Source organism: Frankia sp. AgKG'84/4 (genome assembly GCF_023242965.2).
Taxonomy (GTDB): Bacteria; Actinomycetota; Actinomycetes; order Frankiales; family Frankiaceae; genus Frankia.
This window is the reverse complement of sequence record NZ_JALKFU020000180.1, coordinates 1-9,182: the sequence shown is the minus strand read 5'-3', so window position 1 is coordinate 9,182 and position 9,182 is coordinate 1. Positions and strand designations below refer to the sequence as shown.

The window sequence follows — 9,182 nt, the reverse complement described above, 5'->3', positions numbered from 1 at the left end:
GACCGGCGGCAGGACCGGCGGTGTCGGCAGTGCCTCTGGAGTCAGCAGGGCCGCTGGAGTCAGCAGGGCCGCTGGAGTCAGCAGGGCCGCTGGAGTCGGCAGGGCCGGCGGCGGGGTCACGGCCAGCGCTGGCGGCGGCGCCGGTGTCGGCGTGGTTCGGCGCGGGCAGCGTCGTCACCCGGTCCCCCGGACTGTCAGCGGAAGCCGGGAGAGCCCGCGGATGATGAAGCTGTGACGCTGCCAGACGGGATCGCCGTCCGGTCCAGGGATCGGGGCGAGAACCCCGAGGCGCTGGTGGAGACGGCCCAGCGCGATCTCGACCTGGGCCCGGGCGAGCGCGCCGCCAAGGCAGCCGTGCATGCCGTGGCCGAACGCGAGATGGTCGCGGGTGTCACGGGTGAGATCGAACTCGTCGGGGCGGTCGAACACGGCCGGGTCGCGGCCGGTCGCACCGAGGCAGAGCAGCACCTCGTCGCCGGCGCCGATCCGTTCGCCGCCGATCTCGACGTCGCGGGTGGCCAGCCGCTTGGTGAGCTGCAACGGCGGGTCGAGGCGCAGGGTCTCGCCAACCGCCGCGGCGGCCAGCTCGGGGCGTCGGCGCAGCAGCACGTCCTGGTCGGGATGGCCCGCCAGCGCGAGGACGGTGTTGCCGAGCAGCGACGCGGTCGTCTCGACGCCGGCGACGAAGCACATCACGCAGACGAAAGCGATCTCCTCGTCGTCCAGCCGGTCGCCGCCGCCGGTGCGGGCGGCCAGCAGCCGGCTGATGAGGTCCTCGCCGGGGCGGGCGCGACGCTCGGCGATCACGTCGGCGAGCATGGCGTGGAAACCGTCGAGCACCGCACGCACCCGGGTCAGGTCCTCGGCGCGCATCAGCCCCGGTTCGAGGATGAACCGGATGTCGTGGGTCCAGCCGCCGACGAGGGGCCGCACGTCGGCGGGAAGACCCAGCCAGTCACCCAGCACCGCGAGCGGCAGCGGGGCGGCGAAGTCGCCGATGGCGTCGAAGCCGCCGTCGGCATGGGCGCGGGCGAGCAGGTCATCGGCGGCGGCGGCGATCCGCGGCCGCAGCGCGTCCAACGTCTTCGCGGTGAAGACGGGGTTGACCAGCGCGCGCAGCCGGCGATGGTCGGGTTCGTCGGTGAACACCAGCGACGACACGCTGAGCCGCTGGAGCCGGCGGGTGTCCGCGACGCCGAGCCGGTCGGCCTGCCGGGCGATCTGGCGCGGGATGAGGCCGGCGCTGAACGTCCGGTCCCGCAGCACCGCCCGCACGTCGGCGTGCCGGGTGAGCACCCACATGCCGAGGGTGCGGTGCACGGGATGGTGTTCGCGTAGGCGGCGGTACATCGGATAGGGGTCGCGGCGGAACTCGGCGCTGAACGGGTTGAACCGCACCGGCGCCGCCGCGGTGGGCACGCCGGTCGTCATGAGCCGGCTCCGAAGTACGTGCGTGGGTACGGGCGGAACACCAGCCGGTACAGGCAGATCTTGCCCATCCGGAAGCCAAGGGCGCTCTGGCGCAGGTAGCGCTCGTAGCGGGCGACGACGTCCGGCCCGACCAGCTCGGTCGCCGCACCGCGGTGCTCCCGCAGGCGGTGGGCCCACTGCTGGCAGGTCCAGGCGTAGTCGAGCCGGTCGTTGCGGACGAGGCGGGTTTCCAGGAGGCCCTCGGCGGCGGCGCTGATCTCGGCGAGGGTCGGCAGGTCGGCGGCGGGGAAGATCTCCTGCTGGATGAACGCGCTGGCCTGGTCCGGGGTCATGTTCGCGTAGGCGATGGTCTGCAGCGACAGCGTGCCGCCGGGGGTCAGCCAGTCCCGGGCGCGGGCGAAGAACTCCCGATAGCGGTCGATCTTCTCGGCCGGGGTGTCCTCAGGCCGGGCGAAGTGCTCGAACGCGCCGATCGAGACGATCCCGTCGAACGGTTCCGCCGGGGTGTAGTCCCGCCAGTCGAGCGTGTGGACCTCGACGCCCGGGGGGCGCTCGGCGAGGAGATGGGCGGCCTGGGCGTCGCTGAGGGTCAGCCCGACGATCCGCCCCACGCCGTGGCCGTGCGCGAGGCGGCGCAGGACCGCGCCCCAACCGCAGCCGACGTCGAGCACCGACCGCGCCCGCGCCGCGCCGACCGCGTCGAGGTGATAGTCGATCTTGCGGTTCTGGGCGGCCTCGAGGGTGTCGTCCGGGCCGGCGGGCATCGCGCACGAATAGGTGAGCGACGGGTCGAGCCAGAGCCGGTAGAACGCGTTGCCCACGTCGTAGTGATGGCGGATCGCCTCCGCCGCCGTTGTCGGCGTCACGCGGCGTCGCGTTCGACGCGTGGGAACAGGTAGGCGGCGACCGCGTTGATCGTCGGGTTCTCGAACAGCTCCTCCGGCGGCAGGTCGACGCCGTAGCGGTCCTCCACCTCGATCAGCAGCGCGACGGCGATCGCGGAGTCGACCCCGATCCGGTCGAAGGACGCGTCCGGCGAGATCTTGTCCGTTGTGGTGCCCAGCAGCGTGGCGACATACGACTGGCACCACTGCGCGATGGATTCCTGCGTGTGCTTCACGATGCCCCGTTCCCCGTGGAGACGACAGCGGCCGGCGACGCCGGTGCGTGCCTGACCGACTTCAACGCGATGCGCCGCGGCGACGGCGTCTTCAAGTCGCTGGCGAGGCCGAGCGCCGAGAACAGCCGGATGCACCAGATTCCCGGGTCGAGCCGGTACCAGCGCAGCCCGAACGACGGCGACTCGGGAAAGGCATGGTGATTGTTGTGCCAGGATTCACCGAATGTCAGCAGTGCGAAGACCCCGCCGTTACGGCTGTTCTCCCGGGAGTGGAACGGCCGGGTACCAAACGAATGCAGGAACGAATTGATCGACCAGATGATGTGTTCCAGCACGAACATCCGCACCAGCCCGCCCCAGAGCAGGCCGGTGAGCGCGCCGTACCAGCTCAGGCTCACCAGCCCGCCGACCAGGGTCGGCAGCGCCAGCCCCAGCAGCACCCAGGTGTGGTAGCGCCGGGCGACCGCGGTGAGGCCCCGGTCGGCGATGAGATCGGGGGCGTAGTGCACGACGTTCGGGTACTCGTGGCGGCGCATCCACAGCAGGTGGGAGTGCGCCAACCCGCGCAGCCGGCCGGTCAGGCCGCCGCCGGCTAGGTTCGGCGAGTGCGGATCGCCGTCCCGGTCACTGCACTCGTGGTGCCGGCGGTGCAACGCGACCCAGGACACCAGCCCGCCCTGCCCGGCCATCGATCCGCACACGGTGAGGAATTTCCCCAGTGCCGGTGTCGCGGTGAACGAGCGGTGCGTGAACAGCCGGTGGTAGCCCACGGTGATCCCCATGATGGTGACCAGCCACATCGCCAGCAGCAGCGCGATCTCGGTGCCGCCGATCGGGCGCACCGCGAGCAGCGCGAGCGCCGCCGCCGTGCCGAGGAACGGCAGGATGTCGAAAAGCAGGAAGTGCCGGCGCTGCAGCCGGTGCACATAAGGACTGCTGATCGTCCTGCGACGCGGGCTGCCGCCCGCGTCGACGTATTCCGGCTGAATACCCTCGGCCACCGCCCCGACGTGACCGCCGGATTCGTCGACCATCTCTCGCTCCCTTTGCCATGCGACCGGAGGTTCTTTCGGCATGACAAGGCGCAGCATAACAGCGTGACCAGCCCTTTTGGCACCCTCAGCACCGGACAGGGTCTTTGGAAGAACCAATCGCGGACCCGTCACCGACAATCATCCACCCGTGCCGCTGGCCGCCGGGAAATCACTATGGTATTTCCGGCGACCAGCGGGTGGATCAGACCGGATCGGCGATGGCCGCGGGGGTCAGGACGAGCGGCAGGCTCTTCAGGCCGGGCTGGTTGGACGAGTAGGTGCGGACCACGCCGGCGTAGTCGATCTCGTAGTCCGGGTAGCGGACGAGCAGCTCCGCGAAGGCGATCCGCGCCTCCAGCCGGGCGAACGCGGCGCCGACGCACAAATGGATGCCGTAGCCGAAGCCGAGCTGGCGGCCGATCTGGCGGCGGAGGTCGAACGCCTCGGGGTCGGGATGAACCCGCTCGTCGTGGCACGCGGAGCCGAGCAGCAGCACGACCCGGCTGTCCGCGGGGATCACCGTGCCGTGCAGCTCGACGTCGCGGCTGGTCCACCGGCCCGTGTACTGGGCGGGTGGGTCGATGCGCAGCATCTCCTCGACCGCACCGGGGATCAACGTCGGGTCGGCGACGAGTTCCCGGCGGGCGCCCGGGTTCTCGGCCAGGCGCACGGCACCGGTCGACACGAGCTTCTTGACGGTCTCGTGGCCGGCGAAGGTCAGCTCGATGAGCCGGCCGAGGAGCTGGCCGTCGTCGAGGAAGCTCTCGCCGCCCGCGTCGTCGACGACCGGGGTGTGCACGAGCAGGCTGATCAGGTCGTCGCCGGGCTCGGCGCGCCGCTGTGCGACGAGGGTGAGGAACAGCGTCGCCAGTTCCTCCCCGGCTGCCACCGACGCCGGCGGCCGCACCCCCGGGGTGTCCTCCGGTCCCCGGTCCAGCAGCAGGAAGCACAGCTCGTGCACCCGTTCGCGCTGCTCGGCGGGCAGCGCCAGCAGATCGGCGATAATGGTCAGGGGCAGTTGCGCGCAGAAGCCGGTGACCAGGTCGAGGCGCCCCGACGCGCGGGCCGCGTCCAGCAGGTCGGCGGCAACGGCCCGGATGCGCCCCTCGAGTTCCTGCACCCGGGTGACGCTGAACCGGCGGGCGAGGATCCGCCGGTTCCACTCGTGCGCGGGCGGGTCGGTGGTGAGCAGGGTGTCGAAGCCCTGCTCGATGCCCTCCAGGGTGGTGCCGTGCGAGGTCAGGAACGTGTCATGGTCGAGCAGCGCGGCGAGGACGTCGTCATGGCGGGACAGCGCGTGGAAACCGTGGGTGGGGCTGCGGTAGACCGGCGCGTGGTCCCGCAGCCAGCGATAGGTGGGATAGGGGTTCTCCGCGATGGCCGGCGAGAACGGGTCGTAGTCCACGGTCGCTCCGAAGGTGAACGGTCAGTAGGCCCTGAAGGGCGGTGGGCCGGGAAGGGCGGTGGGCCGGGAAGGGCGGTGGGCCGGGAAGGGCGGTGGGCCGGGAAGGGCGGTGGGCCGGGAAGGTCAGTGGGCCGGGAAGGTCAGTGGGCGCCGGCGATGGCCGGCAGGATGCGGTCGGCGGGCGGTGTGCCGACCTCGTCGTAGAGCGCGGCCAGGTTGGGCGGAGCGAAGAACTCCTCGCTGGGGTAGCCACCGCCGACCATCGTGAAGAACTTCCGCAGGTAGCCGGGGCTCTGGCCGACAGCGGTGAGGACGGCGCGCAGGAACGGCGAGAGGGTCAGCTCGGACATCGCCACGGTCAGGTTGAACACCCCGGCGCTGTCGCTGTCGCGGCGCTGGGCGTAGCCGGCGACGGCCGTGTCGATCGGCTCCGCCCCGGACAGGCCCAGGTGCAGGGCGTCGGCCAGCAGTTCGGCGTGAACGAAGGCGTCGGTGATGCCGTAGCCGGTCAGCGGGTCCTTGTGGTAGCCGGCGTCGCCGACGAGCGCCCAGCCGGGCCCGTGGGAGCGGCGGTAGAAGTTGTCGGCGTAGTGGATCGCGCGGAACGGCTCCTCCCGGCGGCCGCGGCCGCGCAGGTCCGCGCCGAGCTCGGGGGCGACATGGTCGATGACGCCCTGGAAGCCGGCCTCGGCGTCCGCGCGGAACTCCTGGTAGGCGGCCCGCTTGCGCATGACGACGACCATCATCAGGTCATCGTGTGTCACGCAGCTCGCGAACTGCCGTTCGTCCCGGGTGCGGTTCTGGTATTCCCAGTCGAGCCCGGAGAAGTAGGAGTAATAGACGAAACCGGTCGCGGGAACGGCGCGGTAGACGTCGGCGCCGACCCGGGCGGCAACGGTCGAGTTCGCGCCGTCGGCACCGACGACGAAACGCGCGCGGAACTCCCGCTCCCGGCCCTCGGTAGTGCGACCGCGGATTCCCACGGCGCGGCCATCGTCGGCGAACAGCACGTCATCGACGCTGAACCGCTCGACCACCTCGGCGCCGGCCGCCCGGGCGGCATCGACGAGCAGGCTGTCGAGAACGGTCCGCCGCGGGCAGTACACCTCGGTGATTCCCTCGATCGGATCAGCGAAGCCGGACACGCTCAGCTCACCGTTGGCGAAAAGCATGTGCCGCAGCGGCGGAACGCCGGTCTCGCGCAACCTGTCAAGCAGCCCCCACGCGTGGAGCCGGGCCAGGCCGGCCTGGTGGACGAAATGCGTCGACACGGTGTCGCTGGGAAAGGACGCGCGGTCGACGACGAGGATCCGGTGGCCGCGGCGGGCGAGCAGCATCGCCAGCGGCGACCCGGCGCAGCGCGCCCCGACGACGATGACGTCGAACGATGGCGGGACGTCGGTCATACCTGTTCCTCCCGGTGAGCTGGCCCGTGCCTCACGAGTACCGCCCGAGCACGTCCCCGACCACCGCGCGCGCCGGCGCCGGCAGCTCCCGCCAGGCCGTGCCGAGATCGTCGGCGTAGGGGCGCCGGTAGCGCGCCCCGGCGCCGGAGCGTCCGGGCAAGGCCGGCAGGTAGGCGGAGTGGAACTGGACGGCCAGCTTCAGCCCCGGCGCGCAGGCGACGGCGACAGGGCCGGCGCCGACGGACAACGCGTCGAAGAGCTGCAGTTCGGTGCGGTCGGTGTGGTGCACGACGAGCGCGACCCAGCCCGGTCCGCCGGCGGAGTCCGGGACGTACACCGGCGACTCCCCCGCGGTCCCGCTGGGGAACGACCAGGCGGCCTGTTCCGTCATCGTCTCCAGGTCCAGGCAGACCAGCGACGACGGGATCTCCGCGGTGGGCAGCCGGTCGACCGGCACCGCCCGGTAGGGGTGGTCGCGGTACAGCTCGACGACCCGGGTGGCGAGCATCCCGGGGTCGCAGCCCCAGTAGGCCTGCCACAGGTACCGGCCGTGCTCCAGCGCGGGGGCGCGCAGGTCCCGGCCGTAGAGCAGGGTGGCCCAGTGCCGGTCGGCGTCGAGGAACGTGCGGGCCTCGCGGACCTCGCCGGTGCGGCCCTCGATGACGTAACGGCCGACCGGGGAGGCGTCGACCGGGGCGGAGACGAAGCCGTGCAGGCCCTTCGCCATCGGCTCGCCGCTGCCCCAGACCTGGTCGGTGTCGCGCAGCGAGTAGTTCAGGTCCCAGCCGTTGGAATGGGCGACGTAGATCGTGACGTCGTCGCCGTCCTGGCGGTAGTCGGCGAAGTGGTGGAACGACTCGCGGGGCACCCGCGCGTGGGTGACGCCGACGGCGCGCCCGCGTCGCTCCCGGGTGAGATCGCGCTTCGCGACGAGGTAGATGTCGGTGAACGGCTGGTGCGGCCGGGTGCGGTCGCGGCCGGCGACGCTGCCCGGCTCCGGCTGGAAGCCGATCTCGGTGAGGATGACGTAGTCCTCGGTGACCGTCACCTCATGGACGCCCTGGACGAGGTGCGCGCCGGGCACGTACCAGGTGTCGATCTCGCCCTCGCCGTCCCAGCGGACGAGCCACAGCGGGCCCTCGACGTCGGTGCGCGACGTGCCGCGGGGGCGCAGCGACGTGTTGCACCACCACAGGCAGCCCTCGTCGAGGTCCTCGACGGGGTGCGCGGCGGTGCGCACGCCCGGCCACAGCGGATGGTCGACGACCTGCGGGTACTCGTCGACACCGCCGAGGAACGAGGTGAACTCCAGGGTCACCGGGTCGACCTCGACGGGCCGCTGGGTCAGGCCGGTCAGCATGAGGCGGTCGCCGAAGGGCTGCGGCGCCACGTTGGTCAGCGCCGGGCGGGACGTGACCATCAGCGCGGCCAGGTCCGCGGGCGCCAGCACCTGGCGAAGCCCGCCGAGGATAGCCAGGTCGGGGGTGAGCACCCGGCTCGTGCGCCAGTGCCGGGTGGCCAGGTCGATGTCGGTGATCATGCCGGGTCCGGCGAACATGAAATCGATGGCGTTCGGCTGGGCCGGGCCGATGAGCAGCGCGCGCCCGGAAATTCCGGCCGGCCAGCGGCCGGCTGTCACCGTCAGGTCAACGTCGTATTCCGCGCTCGGTTCAAGAAGGTGATGCAGCGCGTGGTCCATGTGGCCTTCTTCGTCGAGGGAGACCCACTGATTTCCGCGGCCGCGGTGCGGTGACCCGGCCGGACATGGGGGGCATGTCCAGCCGGACCACAGGTCATCAAGATATCGGCGCCACCCACGCGGTGTAATGTCATCACGAAGCGGGATCGGTCCATAGGACGAACCGGGAACGGCCGACTTCGCGGCGCCAACTCCGGTACGACAGGTATTCGGCAGGACCAGGCCCGTCATCGGCGTGCATCGTTCGCCGGTCTCCGCGGTGCGCGACCCATTCCGGCCCCGGCCGGGGAAACGAGGAATGCGGTGCTCGACACGACCCTCGAGACCAGTGTGACCATTGCGCTCCCGGTGGCGCAGGTGCACGATTTCATGTCCACGCCCGACCATTGGGCGCCCGCCTCCGCGGCCACCGAGGAGATCCGCGGGCAGCACACCGACCAGCCGGCCACCCTGGGCGACCAGTTCGTCGACGTCCTGCGGCTCGGCCCGGACACGACGGTCGAGGTGGAGTGGACGGTGACCCGCGACGAGCCCGGCGTCGCCTGGCAGCTCTCCACCGACCCGCCAGCCAGCGCCGACCCCAACGACGGCCGGGTACACATCACCCTCACCTACACCTACGCCGAGGGCCCGCTCGACGCCGACACCACGCTGCTGACCCGCACCGTCCGCGCCGTCTATCCAGGCACCGCGCCGCTGCCCCTGTCCTACCGCGACACCTTCACCAACCAGGCCGCCGCCACCCAGTTCCTCACCGCGATGCGTGGCGCGATGCTGACCAAACGCGTTGCCCCGGCCTGACCAATCACCGAACCTTCCGCAAGGCATTTCGACCACATCGTGACCGACCTCGCGATGGAGCGCTTCCCGCCAGAAAAGTGCACATAGCAGCCAGCGAGACTGCAACACTGAGGGGGCCCTGATCAACGACGGGCTCTGATCAATGACGGGCCCTGATCAACGACGGGCCCTGATCAACGGCTTGCGGGGGTGCCGATGACGCGGCGACTCGCCCGCCTCGGCCTGGCCGCTCGCCGGGTCGCGTGCGGGCTTCGACGCGGTGCCGCCGCCCCGGACGCCGCCCGCG

Annotated in this window: 8 protein-coding genes; 1 reads left to right on the top strand and 7 read right to left on the bottom strand. The window is 71.5% G+C overall.

Annotated features, from left to right (window positions below):
* Window positions 1–174 precede the first annotated feature (174 nt).
* The 7 genes from MXD58_RS13190 to MXD58_RS13160 all read right to left on the bottom strand — a co-directional run bounded on the left by MXD58_RS13190 (window position 175) and on the right by MXD58_RS13160 (window position 8,095).
* The gene (locus MXD58_RS13190) at window positions 175–1,431 is read right to left on the bottom strand and encodes a cytochrome P450 (RefSeq protein ID WP_248837972.1); all 1,257 of its coding nucleotides are present in this window, start codon (window positions 1,429–1,431) and stop codon (window positions 175–177) included.
* Window positions 1,428–2,297, bottom strand: a complete 870-nt coding sequence (locus tag MXD58_RS13185) for a class I SAM-dependent methyltransferase (RefSeq protein ID WP_248837971.1) — start codon at window positions 2,295–2,297, stop codon at window positions 1,428–1,430. Before MXD58_RS13185 ends, MXD58_RS13190 begins: the two co-directional genes overlap by 4 nt.
* Window positions 2,294–2,551 carry an acyl carrier protein gene (locus MXD58_RS13180; RefSeq protein ID WP_248837970.1) on the bottom strand — a complete coding sequence of 86 codons (258 nt, stop codon included), beginning with the start codon at window positions 2,549–2,551 and terminating at the stop codon, window positions 2,294–2,296. Before MXD58_RS13180 ends, MXD58_RS13185 begins: the two co-directional genes overlap by 4 nt.
* A complete protein-coding gene (locus tag MXD58_RS13175) occupies window positions 2,548–3,585 on the bottom strand; it encodes an acyl-CoA desaturase (RefSeq protein ID WP_248837969.1) in 1,038 nt (345 codons plus the stop codon). The genes MXD58_RS13180 and MXD58_RS13175 overlap by 4 nt, the downstream gene beginning before the upstream one ends.
* Window positions 3,586–3,787: 202 nt before the next feature.
* On the bottom strand, window positions 3,788–4,990 hold the full coding sequence (locus MXD58_RS13170; RefSeq protein ID WP_248837968.1) for a cytochrome P450: 1,203 nt from the start codon (window positions 4,988–4,990) through the stop codon (window positions 3,788–3,790).
* Window positions 4,991–5,130: 140 nt separating this feature from the next.
* Window positions 5,131–6,396: an NAD(P)/FAD-dependent oxidoreductase gene (locus tag MXD58_RS13165; protein ID WP_248837967.1), complete on the bottom strand. Its 1,266-nt coding sequence runs from the start codon at window positions 6,394–6,396 to the stop codon at window positions 5,131–5,133.
* Window positions 6,397–6,427: 31 nt separating this feature from the next.
* Complete coding sequence (locus tag MXD58_RS13160) at window positions 6,428–8,095, bottom strand: carotenoid oxygenase family protein (RefSeq protein ID WP_248837966.1); 1,668 nt, start codon at window positions 8,093–8,095, stop codon at window positions 6,428–6,430.
* A 303-nt stretch (window positions 8,096–8,398) separates the two neighbouring features.
* Between MXD58_RS13160 and MXD58_RS13155 the strand changes: the two genes are divergently transcribed.
* Entirely contained in the window at window positions 8,399–8,896 is a 498-nt protein-coding gene (locus MXD58_RS13155; protein ID WP_248837965.1) for an SRPBCC family protein, read from the top strand.
* Window positions 8,897–9,182: the final 286 nt, after the last annotated feature.

Bases quoted from the DNA above. Each gene is read 5' to 3' on its own strand.
- MXD58_RS13190 (WP_248837972.1), bottom strand. From the start codon at position 1,431: ATGACGACCGGCGTGCCCACCGCGGCGGCGCCGGTGCGGTTCAACCCG.
- MXD58_RS13175 (WP_248837969.1), bottom strand. From the start codon at position 3,585: ATGGTCGACGAATCCGGCGGTCACGTCGGGGCGGTGGCCGAGGGTATT.
- MXD58_RS13165 (WP_248837967.1), bottom strand. From the start codon at position 6,396: ATGACCGACGTCCCGCCATCGTTCGACGTCATCGTCGTCGGGGCGCGC.
- MXD58_RS13160 (WP_248837966.1), bottom strand. From the start codon at position 8,095: ATGGACCACGCGCTGCATCACCTTCTTGAACCGAGCGCGGAATACGAC.